General features: G+C 57.6%; 17 protein-coding genes. 12 read left to right on the forward strand and 5 right to left on the reverse strand.

Features of this window, described 5'->3' with window-relative positions; translation table 11 throughout:
* Positions 1-11: 11 nt before the first annotated feature.
* Together pdxJ and acpS are read left to right on the forward strand one after the other, a co-directional pair.
* Complete coding sequence (gene pdxJ / locus INF73_RS11565) at positions 12-743, forward strand: pyridoxine 5'-phosphate synthase (RefSeq protein ID WP_193540788.1); 732 nt, start codon at positions 12-14, stop codon at positions 741-743.
* Positions 743-1,123, forward strand: coding sequence for a holo-ACP synthase (acpS, locus tag INF73_RS11570; protein ID WP_023294331.1), 381 nt, complete (start codon positions 743-745; stop codon positions 1,121-1,123). The genes pdxJ and acpS overlap by 1 nt, the downstream gene beginning before the upstream one ends.
* Here the strand turns inward: acpS and INF73_RS11575 are convergent.
* Together INF73_RS11575 and INF73_RS11580 are read right to left on the reverse strand one after the other, a co-directional pair.
* A complete protein-coding gene (locus tag INF73_RS11575; RefSeq protein ID WP_028014093.1) occupies positions 1,120-1,380 on the reverse strand; it encodes a YfhL family 4Fe-4S dicluster ferredoxin in 261 nt (86 codons plus the stop codon). The two genes, acpS and INF73_RS11575, sit on opposite strands and share 4 nt — an antisense overlap.
* A gap of 46 nt (positions 1,381-1,426) precedes the next feature.
* On the reverse strand, positions 1,427-2,275 hold the full coding sequence (locus INF73_RS11580) for a MurR/RpiR family transcriptional regulator (protein ID WP_028014092.1): 849 nt from the start codon (positions 2,273-2,275) through the stop codon (positions 1,427-1,429).
* Positions 2,276-2,393: 118 nt separating this feature from the next.
* Between INF73_RS11580 and murQ the strand changes: the two genes are divergently transcribed.
* From murQ to tadA, 4 genes are read left to right on the forward strand one after another with little or no spacing between them, the layout of a single operon-like run.
* A complete protein-coding gene (murQ, locus tag INF73_RS11585) occupies positions 2,394-3,287 on the forward strand; it encodes an N-acetylmuramic acid 6-phosphate etherase (protein ID WP_041908675.1) in 894 nt (297 codons plus the stop codon).
* Between the two features lie 11 nt (positions 3,288-3,298).
* Positions 3,299-4,660 (forward strand): PTS transporter subunit EIIC, encoded by a 1,362-nt coding sequence (locus tag INF73_RS11590; protein WP_045260170.1) that lies wholly within the window; start codon positions 3,299-3,301, stop codon positions 4,658-4,660.
* Positions 4,661-4,663: 3 nt separating this feature from the next.
* A complete protein-coding gene (gene yfhb / locus INF73_RS11595; protein WP_028014089.1) occupies positions 4,664-5,299 on the forward strand; it encodes a phosphatidylglycerophosphatase C in 636 nt (211 codons plus the stop codon).
* 24 nt (positions 5,300-5,323) lie between these two features.
* Positions 5,324-5,863: a tRNA adenosine(34) deaminase TadA gene (tadA, locus tag INF73_RS11600; RefSeq protein ID WP_048338854.1), complete on the forward strand. Its 540-nt coding sequence runs from the start codon at positions 5,324-5,326 to the stop codon at positions 5,861-5,863.
* Here the strand turns inward: tadA and mltF are convergent.
* Positions 5,751-7,301: a membrane-bound lytic murein transglycosylase MltF gene (gene mltF / locus INF73_RS11605; protein WP_193540785.1), complete on the reverse strand. Its 1,551-nt coding sequence runs from the start codon at positions 7,299-7,301 to the stop codon at positions 5,751-5,753. The two genes, tadA and mltF, sit on opposite strands and share 113 nt — an antisense overlap.
* Positions 7,302-7,568: 267 nt before the next feature.
* Here mltF and purL point away from each other — a divergent pair, with 267 nt between their 5' ends.
* The 5 genes from purL to glnB all read left to right on the forward strand — a co-directional run bounded on the left by purL (position 7,569) and on the right by glnB (position 15,884).
* On the forward strand, positions 7,569-11,456 hold the full coding sequence (gene purL / locus INF73_RS11610) for a phosphoribosylformylglycinamidine synthase (protein WP_193540783.1): 3,888 nt from the start codon (positions 7,569-7,571) through the stop codon (positions 11,454-11,456).
* A gap of 533 nt (positions 11,457-11,989) precedes the next feature.
* On the forward strand, positions 11,990-13,414 hold the full coding sequence (qseE, locus tag INF73_RS11615; protein WP_028014086.1) for a two component system sensor histidine kinase QseE/GlrK: 1,425 nt from the start codon (positions 11,990-11,992) through the stop codon (positions 13,412-13,414).
* Between the two features lie 4 nt (positions 13,415-13,418).
* Complete coding sequence (qseG, locus tag INF73_RS11620) at positions 13,419-14,156, forward strand: two-component system QseEF-associated lipoprotein QseG (protein ID WP_028014085.1); 738 nt, start codon at positions 13,419-13,421, stop codon at positions 14,154-14,156.
* Positions 14,143-15,480, forward strand: coding sequence for a two-component system response regulator GlrR (gene glrR / locus INF73_RS11625; RefSeq protein WP_028014084.1), 1,338 nt, complete (start codon positions 14,143-14,145; stop codon positions 15,478-15,480). Before qseG ends, glrR begins: the two co-directional genes overlap by 14 nt.
* A 65-nt stretch (positions 15,481-15,545) precedes the next feature.
* Entirely contained in the window at positions 15,546-15,884 is a 339-nt protein-coding gene (gene glnB / locus INF73_RS11630) for a nitrogen regulatory protein P-II (protein WP_003860685.1), read from the forward strand.
* A 51-nt stretch (positions 15,885-15,935) separates the two neighbouring features.
* Here the strand turns inward: glnB and hmpA are convergent, their stop codons facing one another.
* Positions 15,936-17,126 (reverse strand): NO-inducible flavohemoprotein, encoded by a 1,191-nt coding sequence (gene hmpA / locus INF73_RS11635; protein ID WP_041908691.1) that lies wholly within the window; start codon positions 17,124-17,126, stop codon positions 15,936-15,938.
* Positions 17,127-17,429: 303 nt separating this feature from the next.
* Here hmpA and glyA point away from each other — a divergent pair, with 303 nt between their 5' ends.
* Positions 17,430-18,683 (forward strand): serine hydroxymethyltransferase, encoded by a 1,254-nt coding sequence (glyA, locus tag INF73_RS11640; protein WP_025757663.1) that lies wholly within the window; start codon positions 17,430-17,432, stop codon positions 18,681-18,683.
* A gap of 55 nt (positions 18,684-18,738) precedes the next feature.
* Here glyA and INF73_RS11645 read toward each other — a convergent pair whose 3' ends face one another.
* Positions 18,739-19,161, reverse strand: coding sequence for a DoxX family protein (locus INF73_RS11645; protein WP_028014082.1), 423 nt, complete (start codon positions 19,159-19,161; stop codon positions 18,739-18,741).
* Positions 19,162-19,190: the final 29 nt, after the last annotated feature.

Below are 19,190 nucleotides of genomic sequence, written 5' to 3' on the forward strand. Positions count from 1 at the left end.
CGAGGATTGTCATGGCTGAATTACTGTTAGGCGTCAACATCGACCACATCGCCACCCTGCGTAACGCGCGCGGCACGGCGTATCCCGATCCGGTTCAGGCGGCGTTTATCGCTGAACAGGCTGGTGCCGACGGCATTACCGTTCACCTGCGTGAAGACCGCCGCCACATTACCGACCGCGACGTGCGCATTCTTCGTCAGACGCTGGACACCCGTATGAATCTGGAGATGGCGGTCACCGAAGAGATGCTGACCATTGCCTGCGAGACCAAACCGCACTTCTGCTGCCTGGTGCCGGAAAAACGCCAGGAAGTGACCACCGAAGGCGGGCTGGACGTGGCGGGGCAGCAGGACAAAATGCGCGATGCCTGCAAGCGCCTGGCGGATGCCGGTATCCTGGTTTCTCTGTTTATCGACGCCGATTTCGCGCAGATTAAAGCGGCAGCCGACGTGGGCGCGCCGTATATCGAAATTCACACCGGCTGCTATGCCGATGCTAACAACGATGCCGAGCAGGCCAAAGAACTGGAGCGTATCGCCAAAGCGGCCACCTACGCCGCGAGCCTGGGACTGAAGGTTAATGCCGGTCACGGCCTGACCTACCACAACGTGAAGGCCATTGCCGCCCTGCCGGAAATGCACGAGCTGAACATCGGCCACGCCATTATTGGCCGCGCGGTGATGAGCGGCCTGAAAGAGGCGGTTTCAGAGATGAAGCGCCTGATGCTGGAAGCGCGTCAGTAATGGCCATTTTGGGCTTAGGCACCGATATCGTCGAAATAGCCCGCATCGAAGCGGTGATCGCTCGGAGCGGCGATCGCCTGGCAAGGCGCGTGCTGAGCGATAACGAATGGGCCATCTGGGAAGCGCACCAGCAGCCGGTGCGTTTTCTGGCAAAGCGCTTTGCGGTAAAAGAGGCGGCAGCCAAAGCGTTCGGGACCGGCATTCGTAACGGCCTGGCATTTAACCAGTTCGAAGTTTTTAATGATGAGCTGGGCAAACCGAGCCTGCGTCTGTGGGGTGAAGCGCAAAAGCTGGCGGAGAAGCTGGGGGTGAATCATATGCACGTGACGATCGCAGATGAACGCCACTATGCCAGCGCGACGGTGATTATCGAAAGCTAAATTTTGTCCGCGTGGTGCATCAGGACAAATTTATCCCACAGCTGCTCTTCGCTCTCGACGTGTGTCGGATCCTTCAGAATAGTGTTGGGGATCGGGCACACCTTCTGACAGGTCGGCGTCTCATAGTGGCCGACGCATTCCGTGCAGCGGTCGCTGTTAATCTCGTAAATGCTGTCGCCCATCGAAATCGCCTGATTCGGGCATTCGGGTTCGCACATATCGCAATTGATGCATTTTTTGGTAATTAACAGCGCCATCAGGAAATTCTCAGAAACAACACAAACTGGGCGGGCATTATACGCGTCAAACCAGTTTCTTTACCAGTTCTTCGCTGTGACGAATGCGCTCAGGCGCGCGCTCCAGATCCTGCTGTACCAGCGCCATAAACAGCAGGTCCGTCAGCATCATTTGTGCGCTGGTGGACGAAATTGCCGCGCTGCGCGTGGCCTGCTCTTCGGCAATGGTATACAAACAGCGCGTTGCCCGCTGCTGCAGCGCATTTGGCGTAAAGCCGGTGATCGCCAGAATTTTGCCGCCGACGCGCAGGGCTTCGTCGGTCGCCATGTTGATCTCGCGGCGCTCGCCGGAGTAGGAGATGGCCAGCAGCAGATCGTCAGGATCCATCGCCTGCACGGTCGCCAGCAGGGCGTGCATATCCTGCTCGACGATGGCGTTAAAACCGATTTTAGTCAGTTTCCAGCCAAAATTACGCGCCACCAGACCGGACGCGCCAATACCGGTCAAAATAATACGCCGCGCCGCCCGCAGCATCGCCACGCTTTCCAGTAATTTCTCTTCGGTATTCACGTCCAGCGTGGCGTGCATGGCCGCCACGTTCTCCTTGATCAGCTTTTCCCCAACCAGACGCATCGGGTCATCGCCGCGGATCTGGTTATGCACCGGCATGGACTGCGGATTCGGGTTACTCACCAGCGCTTCGCTGATTGCCAGCTTAAGAGCGGGAAAACCCTTAAACCCGATCTTCTGGGCAAATTTCACCACGCTTGACTGGCTCACTCCAGCTTCGCTTGCCAGCTGCTGTGAGCTGAGGTGGCGGGCGCGATCGGGCTGAGAAAGCAGAAAATCCGCCAGCTTTTTGTCGCTTTGAGCAAAGCCGGCGTAGCGCTGGCGAATGCGAATTAAACAGTTCATGAGTACTCCCGGCGGAAATGTGATTGTCTGCGCAAAAACGAATTCTGCTCGCCTGAATGAATTTTATATTCCATTATAGTGTGATTATTATGAATTAAAAATTCTTGAGGTACAAAAAATGAATCTTGGCTCACTTGTTTCTGAAACGCGTAACCCGCAAACCATGGATCTAGATGCGCTCTCCACCCTGGAGCTGGTTAACCGCTTTAATCAACAGGATACGCTGGTCGCGCAGGCAGTGAAAGAGACATTGCCAGAGGTGGCGAAAGCGGTCGATGCGGCGGCGGAAGCTCTTAAGGCCGGTGGTCGCATTATCTATATGGGGGCCGGTACCAGCGGGCGTCTCGGGGTGCTGGATGCCTCGGAATGTCCGCCCACCTTTGGCGTTCCGCACGGCCTGGTGGTTGGCCTGATTGCAGGTGGTCCCGGCGCGCTGCTGAAGGCCGTTGAAGGGGCGGAGGACAACAAACAGCTGGGTGAGGATGACCTGAAGGATCTGAACCTGACGGCGAACGATCTGGTGGTCGGCCTGGCGGCATCCGGGCGCACGCCGTACGTCATTGGCGGCCTGGAATACGCCAACCGGACCGGCTGCACGACGGTCGCCATCTCCTGCAACCCCGGTTCCCCGATTGCGCAGGTGGCCGCTATCGCCATCTCTCCGGTCGTTGGGCCGGAAGCGCTCACCGGCTCCACGCGCCTGAAATCCGGGACCGCGCAAAAGCTGGTGCTCAATATGATCTCCACCGGTGCGATGGTGAAGTTCGGCAAGGTCTACCAGAACCTGATGGTCGATATGCAGGCCACCAACGTCAAGCTGGTGGACAGAGCCTGCCGCATGGTGATGGAGGCGACAGGCGCGGGCCGTGAAGAGGCAGAAGCGGTGCTCAGGCAGACCGATCACGACGTAAAACCGGCCATTTTGATGATCTTAAGCGGGCTGGACGCGGCGGCTGCGCGAGCCAGACTTGATGCGCATAACGGCTTCTTACGGGCGGCATTAGAAAACTAGCAGAGGCGTTTATGGACAAAACAGCAGCGCTCGCCAGCGATATCCTGCAGGGGATAGGCGGGGAACAAAATATTCAGCGTCTGGAAAACTGCATGACGCGCGTGCGCGTCGAGGTGCATAACGACGACCAGCTTGACGTGCCGGGCCTGAAGAAGCTGTCCGGCGTCAGTGGCTACGTTAAACAGGGGCAGCAACACCAGCTGATCGTCGGGCCGGGCAAGGCGGCGCAGGTTGTCGACGCCATGCGCGCGCTGATGGTCGGCGGTGCAAGCGTGACGGTTGACGACGCTGAACGCACCAAAGCGCAGGCGAAGGCCAAATACAAAGCTCCCATGAGCGATGCGCTGCGACAGCTGGCAAACGTCTTTATCCCGCTGATCCCGGCGTTTATAGCTTCCGGCTTGATCACCGGGATCATCAACATCCTCAAGCGGCCAGATATTGTCGGGGATTTTGCCACGCAGTATCCGAACCTGCTGGGCATTCTCGGGATCTTCGGCAGCGCGGTGTTTGCCATTATGAACATCCTGGTCGGGGTCAATACCGCGAAGGTGTTTGGCGGCTCGCTGGCGATGGGCGGGGTGATGGCGGGCATTCTCTCCAGCCCGCAGCTGGCGCAGATCACGCTGTTTGGTGAGGCGCTCCAGCCTGGCCGCGGCGGGGTGATCGCGGTGCTGCTGGTGGTCATCCTGATGTGTTGGATCGAGAAGCGGCTGCGCGCGGTTCTGCCCGGCTCGATTGAGCTGATCCTCAACCCGCTGCTGACCACGTTAATTACCGGTAGCGTCGCGATTGTGGTCCTTCAGCCACTAGGCGGGTGGATCTCTGACGCCATCGCCCACGGCGCGTCTCTGGCTATCGACCGCGGCGGCCTGCTGGTGGGGGCGGTGCTGTCAGGTACCTTCCTGCCGCTGGTGCTGACCGGCCTGCATCAGGGGCTGGTGCCGATCCACGTCGAGCTGGTGCAGGCGCACGGTTATAACGCGCTGCTGCCTATTCTCTCGATGGCGGGCGTCGGGCAGGTGGGGGCAGCGATTGCCGTCCTGATGAAAACCCGCAACGCGCGCCTGAAAAAAGTGATTAAAGGGGCGCTGCCGGTCGGGCTGCTCGGCATTGGCGAGCCGCTGATATTCGGCGTCACGCTGCCGCTGGGTAAACCGTTCCTTGCGGCCTGTCTGGGGGGCGCTGTAGGCGGGGCACTCATTAGCTACTGGAAAGTCGCCACCGTTATCACCTTTGGTCTCTCCGGTTTACCGCTGGCATTAACCATCGTGACCGGAAAAGTCATGCTCTATCTGTTAGGCTATTTAGTAGCGGTGATCGCCGGGTTCCTGTTTACCTGGCTGTTAGGATTCAACGACCCAGAGGAGTAAGGTTTGGCCAATCACGAGCGTCGCGTTGTCTTTTTCGATCTGGATGGAACGCTGCATCAGCAGGATATGTTTGGTACGTTTATGCGCTACCTGCTGCGGCGTCAGCCTCTGAACGCGCTGCTCGTCTTACCGCTCTTACCCCTCATTGGCATCGCGCTGCTGGTAAAAGGCCGGGCGGCGCGCTGGCCAATGAGCCTGCTGCTGTGGGGATGTACGTTTGGCCACAGCGAAGCGCGGCTCAAACAGCTCGAAAAGGAGTTCGCTCTCTGGTTCCGCGGCCACGTTGCCGCGTTTCCCGTGGTGCAGGCGCGCCTGACCAGCTATCTTGACGCCAACGATGCCGATATCTGGCTGATTACCGGCTCCCCGCAGACGCTGGTGGAGCAGGTCTACTTTGATACCCCCTGGCTGCCGCGCGTAAATCTTATCGCCACGCAAATTTCCCGCGGCTACGGCGGCTGGGTCCTGACGATGCGCTGTCTGGGGCATGAAAAAGTGGTCCAGCTGGAAAAACGCATCGGCACGCCGCTGCGCCTTTACAGCGGCTACAGCGACAGCAAGCAGGACAACCCGCTGCTCTATTTTTGCCAGCACCGCTGGCGCGTTACTCCCCTCGGTGAACTTCAGCAACTCGAATAGTCTTATCTATAAGGGCTGTGTATAATGCCGCCCGCTTTTAGACTGGAGTATCAGCCCTTGTCCACCTCAGAACACAATCATGAATACTGGATGCGCCACGCGCTGGCGCTGGCTCAACGGGCCTGGGACGAGGGCGAAGTGCCCGTGGGCGCGGTGCTGGTTCATAACAACCGGGTGATTGGGGAAGGGTGGAACCGTCCTATTGGCCGCCACGATCCTACCGCGCACGCCGAAATTATGGCGCTTCGTCAGGGCGGGCTGGTGCTGCAAAACTATCGTCTGCTTGATACCACCCTGTACGTCACTCTTGAACCCTGCGTGATGTGCTCCGGGGCGATGGTGCACAGCCGAATCGGTACCCTGGTGTTTGGAGCGCGAGATGAAAAAACCGGTGCGGCCGGTTCACTAATGGACGTGCTGGGTCATCCAGGAATGAATCATCAGGTGCAGACTATCGGTGGGGTACTTGCACCAGAGTGTTCGGGGCTATTAAGCGATTTCTTTCGAATGCGCCGTCAGCAGAAAAAGCAACAAAAGGCAGAATTGAAGTTGTCGGATGATTAAGCTCGTCCGGAGCCACAACCGGATAACTTTCCGCCAGCTGTTTTGCCTCTGTTGCCTCTTTCTCTTTCTCCAGCAGATAGCCGACCAGGCTAATCTGATACTTACGTATATTTTCCACGTAGGCGTAGGCTTCATGTCCGCGCGCGTAGCCATACGTCAGCTTGTTGTACCATGGCTTCTGGCTCAGCAGCGGCAGGCGCTGTTTTACGTCTGACCAGCTGTCCGGGTTTCCCTTCGTTTTCGCCGTCAGAGCCCGCGCGTCAAGCATGTGCGCGTAGCCCATGTTGTAGGCCGCCAGCGCAAACCAGATCCGTTCCTCTTCCGGCACGGTTTCCGGGACTTTAGCCATCATATCCTGCAGGTAGCGCGCCCCGCCGCTGATGCTCTGTTCCGCATCGGTGCGGTCGTTAACGCCCAGGCTCAGCGCGGTATTTTTGGTTAACATCATCAGTCCGCGTACGCCCGTTGGCGACGTGGCCTGGGTGTCCCAGTGGGACTCCTGGTACGAGATAGCCGCCAGCAGTTTCCAGTCAATCTCCTGGGCATATTTTTCGAAAAGCGGCTGCAGGTCAGGCAGGACGCTGTCAACCGCGCGCAGGAAGCTGCGGGTGTCAACGTAGTCAAAGTCATCCCCGTGGCCGAGGTACTTCTCCTCAAGTCGCGCCAGCGTACCGTCTTCATTGATGGTGTTATAAAAATCCAGCATGGCCGCCGAGAGGGTCTGGTCATCATCCAGATGGGTAAACCAGGTCACCGGCTGTTCGTCCGTCACGTCCAGCGCCACGGCGATTTCAGGATGCACCCGCTGGAACAGGCTGATCGCCACCGAATCGGCGATGGTGTAGGGCAGTTTCTGATCTTTGACCTGCTCCAGCAGCTCCGTCGTGCCGAGTTTAGGGTCAACCGTCCAGCTCAGATCCGGGTATTTTTTCTCCTTTAACTCACGCAGGTCGTCAATCACTACGTGGCCGGGAGCAATCGTCAGCTGTTGCGCGTTGATCGAGGCAAGCGTACGCGGGCGCAGGCTCCCGACGCGATAAACCAGCTGCTGGGAAACGGAGTAGTAGGTCGGGCCCGGCTGGTAGTTCCTGCTGCGCTCGCTGTTATAGACCAGCCCGGCAGCGAGGATATCGGCGTTGTTGTTGTCCAGGTCGTCAAACAGCTGGTTGATGTTCTGTCGGACGGTAATTTTAAGCTTCACGCCCAGATAATCGGCAAACTGCTGCGCCAGCTCATAATCCAGACCAATAATTTTGCCGTTGATGTCGCTGTAAATCAGCGGAGAGTTGAGGGTACTGACGCGCAGTTCCCCCCGCTCCTGAATGGCGGCGATACGATTTTCGGCTTTGCCGAACCAGGGGATGGAAGGCCAGAGGGCCACTGCCAGCAGCAACGTTACAATGCCGATGAGCAGATAATTAATCTTTAATTTTTTCAATTAGTTAATTCTCTGCGACGCCGGTTGCCTCAGTCTGCTGTAGCCATGTTAATCATAAGGTTTGTCATTGAATGAGCGGCATTTTGCGTAAACTTGCGCCACTTGGCAACCAATTAGAGAGACAGGTCACATCTATTGTTAAACGCTGAAGTCGATTTTATTTCGACGCAAACGGTTTCGTCGGCGCTCAGGATTCTCTATAATGACGCCCGTTTTCCCCCCTTGCGCACACTGTAAGCGCCCCGGCGCTTCGAAGACGAGAGACTTATGATGGAAATTCTGCGTGGTTCGCCTGCACTGTCTGCCTTCCGTATTACCAAACTGCTGGCACGTTTTCAGGCGGCCGACCTTCCGGTAAGCAATATTTACGCTGAGTATGTCCATTTTGCTGACCTGAATGCCCCCCTGAATGCAGAGGAGCGCGTACAGCTGGAACGCCTGCTCAAGTATGGCCCAAATCTGAGCAGCCATACGCCAACCGGCAAACTGATCCTTGCGACGCCGCGTCCGGGCACCATCTCCCCCTGGTCTTCCAAAGCCACCGACATTGCCCACAACTGCGGCCTGAGCCAGATTAACCGTCTGGAACGCGGCGTAGCGTACTACGTCGAAGCCTCTACCCTGAGCGACGCGCAGTGGCAGGCGGTTGCGGCTGAATTGCACGACCGCATGATGGAGAGCGTGTTTGCCTCTCTTGATGACGCACGGAAGCTTTTCTCCCATCATCAGCCTGCGCCGGTACAGAGCGTGGACCTGCTGGGGCAGGGCCGTCAGGCGCTGATTGACGCCAACCTGCGTCTCGGCCTGGCGCTGGCAGAAGACGAAATTGACTACCTGCAGGACGCGTTCGTTAAGCTCAACCGCAACCCGAACGACATCGAACTCTACATGTTCGCGCAGGCCAACTCTGAGCACTGCCGCCATAAGATTTTCAACGCCGACTGGATTATCGACGGCGAACAGCAGCCGAAGTCGCTGTTCAAAATGATCAAAAACACCATGGAACAAACCCCTGACCACGTGCTGTCTGCCTATAAAGACAACGCCGCGGTGATGGAAGGTTCCGAGGTGGGCCGCTTCTTCGCCGATCGCGAAGCAGGGCGCTATGACTTCCATCAGGAGCCTGCGCATATTCTGATGAAAGTGGAAACCCACAACCACCCGACGGCCATTTCTCCGTGGCCGGGTGCGGCGACCGGCTCCGGCGGCGAAATCCGTGACGAAGGGGCGACCGGTCGTGGGGCGAAACCAAAAGCGGGTCTGGTCGGTTTCTCCGTCTCCAACCTGCGCATCCCAGGCTTTGAACAGCCGTGGGAAGAAGATTTCGGCAAGCCAGAGCGCATCGTGACCGCGCTGGATATCATGACCGAAGGTCCGCTGGGCGGCGCGGCGTTTAACAACGAATTTGGCCGTCCGGCGCTGAACGGTTACTTCCGTACCTACGAAGAGAAGGTGGACAGCCACAACGGCGAAGAGCTGCGCGGCTACCACAAACCGATCATGCTGGCAGGCGGGATCGGCAACATCCGTGCCGATCACGTGCAGAAAGGCGAGATCGTCGTCGGCGCGAAGCTGATCGTGCTGGGCGGCCCGGCGATGAACATCGGTCTGGGCGGCGGCGCGGCCTCCTCTATGGCCTCCGGCCAGTCTGATGCGGATCTCGATTTCGCCTCCGTGCAGCGTGACAACCCTGAGATGGAGCGTCGCTGCCAGGAAGTGATCGACCGCTGCTGGCAGCTGGGCGATGCTAACCCGATTCTGTTCATCCACGACGTGGGCGCGGGCGGTCTGTCCAACGCTATGCCGGAGCTGGTGAGCGACGGCGGTCGCGGTGGTCGTTTCAACCTGCGCGATATCCTGAGCGATGAGCCGGGCATGAGCCCGCTGGAAATCTGGTGTAACGAATCCCAGGAGCGCTATGTGCTGGCGGTTGCGGCCGACCAGCTGCCGCTGTTTGACGAGCTGTGCCGCCGCGAGCGCGCGCCGTATGCCGTCATCGGTGAAGCGACCGAAGAGCAGCACCTGACTCTGAGCGACACCCATTTCGACAACCAGCCTATCGATCTGCCGCTGGACGTGCTGCTCGGTAAAACGCCGAAGATGACCCGCGACGTAACAACCCGTAAAGCGGCGGGCAAAGCGTTGGATCGCCAGGGCATTACCGTGGCGGAAGCGGTCAACCGCGTGCTGCACCTGCCTGCTGTGGCAGAGAAAACCTTCCTGGTGACCATCGGCGACCGCACCGTGACCGGTATGGTGTCGCGCGATCAGATGGTTGGCCCGTGGCAGATCCCGGTGGCGAACTGCGCCGTGACCACCGCGAGCCTCGACAGCTACTACGGTGAAGCGATGGCGCTGGGCGAACGCACCCCGGTGGCGCTGCTGGACTTCGCCGCCTCTGCACGACTGGCGGTTGGTGAAGCGCTGACCAACATCGCGGCGACGCAGATTGGCGACATCAAACGTATCAAACTTTCCGCGAACTGGATGGCGGCAGCCGGTCACCCTGGTGAAGACGCTGGCCTGTATGAAGCCGTGAAAGCGGTGGGTGAGGAACTGTGCCCAGCCCTCGGCCTGACCATTCCGGTGGGTAAAGACTCCATGTCGATGAAAACCCGCTGGCAGGAGGGTAACGAGCAGCGCGAGATGACGTCTCCGTTGTCGCTGGTGATCACCGCGTTTGCCCGCGTGGAAGACGTGCGCCATACCGTTACGCCGCAGCTGGCGACCGAAGATAACGCCCTGCTGTTGATTGACCTGGGTAAAGGCCACAACGCGCTGGGTGCCACCGCACTGGCGCAGGTTTACCGTCAACTTGGCGACAAGCCAGCCGACGTGCGCGACGTGGCGCAGCTAAAAGGCTTCTACGACGCAATTCAGGCGCTGGTGGCACAGCGCAAGCTGCTGGCCTACCACGACCGTTCCGACGGCGGCCTGCTGGTGACCCTGGCAGAGATGGCCTTCACCGGCCACTGCGGCGTGGAAGCGAACATTGCAACGCTTGGCGAAGACCGCCTGGCGGCGCTGTTTAACGAAGAGCTGGGTGCGGTGATTCAGGTTCGCGCCGCAGACCGCGAGGCGGTGGAAGCGATTCTGGCGAAGCACGGTCTGGCAGATTGCGTCCATTATCTGGGGAAAGCCGTTCAGGGCGACCGCTTCGTCATTGAGGCCGACGGTCACGCCGTGTTCAGCGAAAGCCGCACCACGCTGCGCATGTGGTGGGCAGAAACTACATGGCAGATGCAGCGCCTGCGCGATAACCCGGAATGCGCCGATCAGGAGCATAACGCGAAAGCGAATGACCAGGATCCTGGCCTGAACGTGAAGCTCTCCTTCGATATCAACGAAGACATCGCTGCGCCGTACATTGCGACCGGCGCGCGTCCGAAAGTGGCCGTGCTGCGCGAGCAGGGCGTTAACTCCCACGTTGAGATGGCGGCAGCCTTCCACCGCGCGGGCTTTGACGCTATCGACGTCCACATGAGCGACCTGCTGGCCGGGCGTACCGGTCTGGAAGATTTCCATGCGCTGGTGGCGTGCGGCGGTTTCTCCTACGGTGACGTGCTGGGCGCAGGCGAAGGCTGGGCGAAGTCCATTCTGTTTAACAGCCGCGTGCGCGACGAGTTCGAGACCTTCTTCCATCGTCCGCAAACCCTGGCGCTGGGCGTGTGCAACGGCTGCCAGATGATGTCTAACCTGCGCGAGCTGATCCCGGGCAGCGAAGCCTGGCCACGCTTTGTGCGCAACCAGTCCGACCGCTTCGAAGCGCGCTTCAGTCTGGTAGAAGTGACTCAGAGCCCGTCTCTGCTGCTGCAGGGGATGGTTGGCTCTCAGATGCCAATCGCCGTTTCCCACGGCGAAGGTCAGATAGAAGTGCGCGATGCGGCCCATCTGGCGCAGCTCGAGAGCAAAGGCCTGGTGGCGCTGCGCTTTGTCGATAACTTCGGCAAGGTCACGGAAACCTATCCGGCGAACCCGAACGGCTCCGTCAATGGTATTACGGCGGTGACCAGCGAAAGCGGTCGCGCGACCATCATGATGCCGCACCCTGAACGCGTGTTCCGTACCGTCAGCAACTCCTGGCACCCGGAAAACTGGGGCGAGGACAGCCCGTGGATGCGTATCTTCCGCAACGCGCGTAAACAGCTGGGTTAAGATGTAAAGCAGGTACTTTGTAGGCCCGGTGAGCGTAGCGCCACCGGGTTTTTTTATGCGTGTCGCAAAATTGCGACAAAGATGGTATAGGGCTGTCTCCAATTGGAGACACTTAACTCATTGATTTATATATGGCAGGACAGGTTCCCGTTAAGGTGTTGCTTAATAGCGACACTTAGCCTGGAAATCATTCAGCGCACAACAAATAGATTAAACGGATAAAAGATATATATTTCAATGTGTTAATATTTTGTTTTGCATTCTGGCATGGGTGTTGCATAATATTAACCAGTGGCTCATTCACCTTCTTATGTCAGCCCCTTCGGGACGTGCTACATAAACTTCGAATGACGCACAAAAAGGTGCCTGCCGTCCAACTACTGATCATAGCGATGCTTTATCAGGCCAGGGCGAAACGTCGAGTTAGGCACCGCCTTATTCGATAACAAAGCCGGGTTTTTACCCGGCTTTGTTGTATCAGAAGGGCAGACTCAGTTACGCTCTCCGTAAACCCCCATGAAGAGAGTAATGCGTTGAAACGCTGGCCCGTTTTTCCCCGCTCCTTGCGACAGCTTGTGATGATGGCCTTTCTGCTGATCCTGCTGCCGCTGCTGATCCTCGCCTGGCAGGCATGGCAGAGCCTCAACGCGCTGAGTGCCCAGGCGGCACTGACGAACCGCACCACGCTTATCGATGCCAGACGCAGTGAAGCGATGACCAACGCCGCGCTGGAGATGGAGCGTAGCTATCGTCAGTACTGCGTGCTCGACGATCGGACGCTGGAGAAGGTGTACCAGAGCCAGCGCAAGCGCTACAGCGAAATGCTGGATGCCCACGCGGGCGTGTTGCCGGACGACAGGCTGTATCAGGCGTTACGTCAGGATCTGAACGATCTCGCGCAGCTGCAGTGCCAGAACAGCGGCCCGGATGCGGCTGCCGCCGCGCGCCTTGAGGCATTCGCCGCCGCCAATACCGAAATGGTGCAGTCAACGCGCACGGTCATTTTCTCTCGCGGCCAGCAGCTGCAGCAGGAGATTGCCGAGCGCGGCCAGTTCTTCGGCTGGCAGGCGCTGGTGCTGTTCCTCGTGAGCCTCGGGCTGGTGCTGCTCTTTACCCGCATGATCATCGGCCCGGTGAAGGGTATTCAGCGTATGATCAACCGCCTGGGGGAGGGGAAATCGCTCGGGGATACGGTTGCCTTTAAAGGCCCGCGCGAGCTGCGATCCGTCGGTCAGCGCATTATCTGGCTATCCGAGCGCCTGGCGTGGCTGGAATCCCAGCGTCATCAGTTCCTGCGCCATATTTCCCATGAGCTGAAAACCCCGCTGGCCAGCATGCGTGAAGGAACGGAGCTGCTGGCGGACGAGGTGGCAGGGCCGCTTACGCCGGAGCAGAAAGAGATTGTCGAAATTCTGGACGCCAGCAGCCGCAACCTGCAAAAGCTGATCGAGCAGCTTCTGGATTATAACCGCAAGCTGGCTGACGGGACGGTGGTACTGGAAGAGGTGGAGATTGAGCCACTGGTGGATATGGTGATCTCCGCCCATAGCTTGCCGGCAAGAGCTAAAATGATGCATACCTGGGTGGAGCTGAATGCGCCGACCTGCCTGGCTGAACCCATGCTATTAATGAGCGTTCTGGATAATCTTTACTCCAATGCGGTGCACTATGGTACTGAATCCGGTAACATTTATATCCGAAGTTATACGAAGGGCTCCCGGGTGTTTATTGACGTCGCAAACACCGGCACCCCGATCCCCGATGACGAAAAAACCATGATCTTCGAACCCTTTTTCCAGGGGAGTCATCAGCGGAAAGGCGCGGTAAAAGGAAGCGGTCTGGGATTAAGCATTGCCCGGGACTGCATACGACGCATGCAGGGTGAACTAAACATTGCCACGGACGAACGTTCAGATGTTTGCTTCCGTATTGAACTGCCCCTGAGCCGGAAAAATTAATAAAATGAATCTATATCTGGTGAGTATGTCACACGTCTTTTTCCGCGCCATACGCGCGGTGTTTTCCAGCAAAGCGGGTCGCCTGAGTCTGCCCTGTTTAGTTCTGGCGGGGTGCGTTTCCCATGCGCCGCAAAGTGCGATAAGCGGTAAACAGGAAGACAAATGGCCCGATAACCAGCTGGCGGATTTCCTCTCTACCCGCTGTGAGGATATCTGGAATCTGTCAGGGCATGATGTCGAAAATAATCCGCTGTTCTGGCTGCGCGGAATAGATTGCGCCCAGCGGCTTGCGCCGGTAGACGCCCGCATGAAGGCGGCGATGCTGGATGAAGACACCTGGCAGGACGCTTTCAAGCGTGGGATTTTACTGGCCGATGCGAAAATTACCCCCGTTGAACGTCGGGCCAACGTGACCCGTCTGGACACGTTTGTGATCAATCTTCCCGCACAGGTGCGCCCGGTATACCAGCTCTGGCGGGATGGGCAGACGTTACAGCTGCAGCTGTCTGAAGAGCGCTCCCGCTACAGCAAGCTACAGCAGTCAACCGACAGCGAGCTGGATACGCTGCGCCAACAGCAACAGCATTTACGTACTCAGCTGGATACCACGACGCGAAAGCTGGAAAACCTGACCGATATCGAAAGACAGCTCTCGTCGCGTAAATATCAGCCTGGTAGTTCATCTGCTGCACCGGACAGCGATATGCCGAAACAAGAGGATGTGAAGCATGACGAGCCGTAAACCAGCCCATCTCTTACTGGTGGATGACGATCCCGGCCTGTTAAAGCTGCTGGGGATGCGTCTGGTGAGTGAAGGCTACACCGTGGTGACCGCGGAAAGCGGGCAGGAGGGGCTTAAAGTCCTCAGCCGCGAAAAGATTGACCTGGTGATCAGCGACCTGCGGATGGACGAAATGGATGGCATGCAGCTGTTCGCCGAAATCCAGAAGCAGCAGCCTGGCATGCCGGTCATTATCCTGACGGCGCACGGGTCAATCCCGGATGCCGTCGCCGCAACCCAGCAGGGCGTGTTCAGCTTCCTCACCAAGCCGGTAGATAAAGACGCGCTCTACAAAGCCATCGACAGCGCGCTGGAGCACGCCGCGCCCTCCGGAGACGACGCATGGCGTGAATCTATCGTCACCCGCAGCCCGATAATGCTGCGTCTGCTTGAGCAGGCGCGAATGGTCGCACAGTCAGACGTCAGCGTGTTGATTAACGGCCAGAGCGGAACCGGGAAAGAGATCCTGGCGCAGGCGATCCACAACGCCAGCCCGCGCAGTAAAAATGCCTTTATCGCCATTAACTGCGGTGCCCTGCCAGAGCAGCTTCTTGAGTCTGAACTTTTTGGCCATGCCCGCGGCGCATTTACCGGCGCGGTAAGCAGCCGGGAAGGGCTGTTCCAGGCCGCGGAAGGCGGCACGCTGTTCCTCGACGAAATTGGCGACATGCCTGCGCCGCTGCAGGTCAAACTGTTGCGCGTACTTCAGGAGCGCAAAGTGCGCCCGTTGGGCAGTAACCGCGATATTGATATTAACGTGCGAATCATTTCCGCTACCCACCGCGACTTGCCCAAAGTGATGGCCCGCAACGAGTTCCGTGAAGATCTCTACTACCGTCTGAACGTGGTGAACCTGAAGATCCCGGCGCTGGCGGAGCGTGCGGAAGATATTCCGCTGCTGGCGAATCACCTCCTGCGCCAGGCGGCAGATCGGCATAAACCGTTCGTGCGCGCCTTTTCGACTGATGCGATGAAACGGCTGATGGCCGCCAGCTGGCCGGGTAACGTGCGCCAGCTGGTGAACGTGATTGAGCAGTGTGTGGCGCTGACGTCCTCGCCCGTTATCAGCGATGCGCTGGTGGAACAGGCGCTGGAAGGGGAGAACACGGCCTTGCCGACGTTTGCGGAAGCGCGTAACCAGTTCGAGCTGAACTATCTGCGCAAGCTGCTGCAGATCACCAAAGGCAACGTGACCCACGCGGCGCGGATGGCCGGACGCAACCGCACCGAGTTCTATAAGCTGCTCTCACGCCACGAGCTGGAAGCAAACGATTTTAAAGAGTAATGCCGTATGGTACTGTGAGCAATCGATTACGAGGCAGCTTACAGGCAAGAGTTTAAGGACCCACCATGAAAAAGATTGATGCGATTATTAAACCTTTCAAACTGGATGATGTACGTGAAGCGCTGGCGGAAGTAGGCATCACCGGGATGACCGTGACGGAAGTGAAAGGTTTTGGTCGTCAGAAGGGCCACACCGAACTTTATCGTGGCGCAGAGTACATGGTCGACTTTCTGCCGAAAGTGAAAATTGAAATCGTGGTCAGCGACGATATCGTCGATACCTGCGTGGATACCATTATCCGCACGGCGCAGACGGGCAAAATTGGCGACGGGAAAATCTTCGTCTTTGACGTGGCGCGCGTGATCCGTATCCGTACCGGCGAAGAAGACGACGCCGCGATTTAACCATTCGCCACCCGGCGAAAAAAAAGCCCCTCAAACGAGGGGCTTTTTGCGTTACAGCACCTTATGCGGCCCGAAACATTCGTAATGAATGTTGTCTTTATTCACGCCCAGTTCAACCAGCTGCTTCGCGGCATACTGCATAAACGCCACGGGTCCACAGACGTAGAACTGCATTTCCGGCGCGCTAAACGCGCCTTCCATCTGGCTTAAATTCATCAGTCCTTCGCTGTCAAAGCGTGCGGCAGTGCGGTCAGCCTCCGTCGGCAGGCGATACCAGGTATGCGCGGTGAAACGCGGCAGGGTCGCTCCCAGCGCTTTCACTTCATCCGCAAAGGCGTGCACGTCGCCGTTCTCCGCAGCGTGGAACCAGTTAACCTGCGCGCTGTGGTTGGCTTTCGCCAGCGTATCCAGCATCGCCAGCATTGGCGTTTGGCCCACGCCCGCGGAGATCAGCGTGACCGGGGTATTGGTTTCAATGGCCATAAAGAAGTCGCCAGCCGGCGCGGCCAGATGAACCACGTCGCCCACGCTCGCTTCGTTATGCAGCCAGTTGGATACCTGACCGCCGTCCTCGCGCTTCACCGCAATGCGGTAGCCTTTGCCGTTTGGTTTGCGGGTCAGAGAGTACTGGCGGATCTCCTGGTGCGGGAAGCCTTCAGGCTTCAGCCATACGCCCAGATACTGGCCCGGCTGGTAATCGGCCACCGGCTGGCCGTCAACCGGCTCAAATTCAAAACTGGTGATAAGCGCGCTGCGCGGCGTTTTCTCGACGATACGGAAGGCGCGCGTTCCTTCCCAGCCGCCGTTCTTGCTGGCGTTTTCGCTGTAGATCTGCGCTTCACGGTTGATAAACACGTTTGCCAGCACGCCGTAGGCTTTACCCCAGGCGTCCAGCACCTCCTGGCCCGGGCTGAACATTTCGTCCAGCGTTGCCAGCAGGTGAGTGCCGACGATGTTGTACTGCTCGGGTTGGATCTGGAAGCTGGTGTGCTTCTGCGCGATTTTTTCCACCGCAGGCAGCAACGCCGCCAGGTTTTCGATATTGCTGGCGTAGGCCGCGATGGCGTTGAAAAGCGCTTCACGCTGATCGCCGTTACGCTGGTTGCTCATATTGAAAATCTCTTTGAGCTCCGGATTGTGCGTGAACATGCGATCGTAGAAATGGGCGGTAAGTTTAGGACCGGTTTCCACCAGCAGAGGAATGGTGGCTTTAACGGTAGCGATGGTTTGAGCGTCGAGCATGGCAGCTTCCTTCTGATATTACCTAATGATGTATTTTAAATGCATCTTATAAAAAATACCCATGCTTTGTAAATGGTTCTTTGCAAGATGAAAAATACGCATCACAAACCTGAAAAGAAATCCGCTGGAAATAGTGAGATCTTTATTCCTCAAACCCTTGCGTGGCGTGAAGGAAAACGTTTGCGTAAAATCGTTTGTCAAGACCTGTTATCACAGAACTATTCAGTTATACTGTTGCCCGTCGTCCAACAGGACTGCCTTTACAGGCCAAAATTTACTTGTTAGCTGAGTCAGGAGATGCGGATGTTAAAGCGTGAAATGAACATTGCCGATTATGATGCCGAACTGTGGCAGGCTATGGAGCAGGAAAAAGTACGTCAGGAAGAGCACATCGAACTGATCGCCTCCGAAAACTACACCAGCCCGCGCGTGATGCAGGCGCAGGGCTCTCAGCTGACCAACAAATACGCTGAAGGTTACCCGGGCAAGCGCTACTACGGCGGTTGCGAGTACGTTGATATCGTTGAGCAGCTGGCTATCGACCGTGCGAAAGCACTCTTCGGCGCTGACTACGCGAACGTTCAGCCGCACTCCGGCTCTCAGGCTAACTTCGCTGTTTACACCGCGCTGCTGCAGCCGGGCGATACCGTTCTGGGTATGAACCTGGCGCAGGGCGGCCACCTGACTCACGGCTCCCCGGTTAACTTCTCCGGCAAACTGTACAACATCATTCCTTACGGTATTGATGAGTCCGGTAAAATTGACTACGAAGACATGGCTAAGCAGGCCAAAGAGCACAAGCCGAAGATGATCATCGGTGGCTTCTCTGCTTACTCCGGTATCGTTGACTGGGCAAAAATGCGTGAAATCGCAGACAGCATCGGCGCGTACCTGTTCGTTGACATGGCGCACGTTGCGGGCCTTATTGCCGCAGGCGTTTACCCGAACCCGGTTCCTCACGCTCACGTTGTGACCACCACCACCCACAAAACCCTGGCGGGTCCACGCGGTGGCCTGATCCTGGCGAAAGGCGGTGACGAAGAACTGTACAAAAAACTGAACTCTGCCGTGTTCCCAAGCGCGCAGGGCGGCCCGCTGATGCACGTTATCGCCGCAAAAGCGGTCGCGCTGAAAGAAGCGATGGAGCCAGAGTTCAAGGTGTATCAGCAGCAGGTTGCTAAGAACGCCAAAGCGATGGTGGAAGTGTTCCTGAACCGTGGCTACAAAGTGGTATCCGGCGGGACTGAAAACCACCTGTTCCTGCTGGATCTGGTTGATAAGAACCTGACCGGTAAAGAAGCTGACGCTGCCCTGGGCCGCGCCAACATCACCGTGAACAAAAACAGCGTGCCAAACGATCCGAAGAGCCCGTTCGTGACCTCCGGTATCCGTATCGGTTCTCCGGCCGTGACGCGTCGCGGCTTTAAAGAAGCGGAAGTGAAAGAGCTGGCTGGCTGGATGTGTGACGTTCTGGACAACATCAATGACGAAGCGGTTATCGAGCGCGTCAAAGGTAAAGTTCTGGATATCTGCGCACGCTTCCCGGTATACGCATAATTCCTCTGCTTTGCAGAAATAAAAAAAGGCCGCGCTTGCGGCCTTTTTTTATGGCTTAACGCCGGTCCAGGGAAATGGCCCCCGGTCCCACAATCGCCAGCAAAATAAACGCGCCAGCAATACTGACGTTCTTGTAGAAATTAATCATATTCGGCACAACCGCATCTCCGGTCATATCCCAGTAGTGGTGACCGATAATCGCCGTGCCCAGCGTATAGAAGACAAAGAGCACCGCGAGGGGGCGGGTGAAAAAGCCGAGCACGATCAGGATAGCGGCGGGAACCTCCATTACTACGGCGATAATGGCCGCCAGCATCGGCATGGGGGCACCGAGCGACGTCATATACTGAACGGTGCCGCTAAACCCCGTCAGCTTGGGATAGCCAAAAATAATAAACAGGACAACGATGGCAATACGGGCAATCAATAGCAGGAAGGAGCGTGAGGAGCCGAAATCGAAATAACGTAAGCTGTTCATGGCAAACGACCTCTTCAGGCGATGTCTTT

The sequence above is a fragment of the Enterobacter cloacae complex sp. P6RS genome (genome assembly GCF_014982245.1).
In the GTDB taxonomy this organism is placed as follows: Bacteria; Pseudomonadota; Gammaproteobacteria; order Enterobacterales; family Enterobacteriaceae; genus Enterobacter; species Enterobacter bugandensis.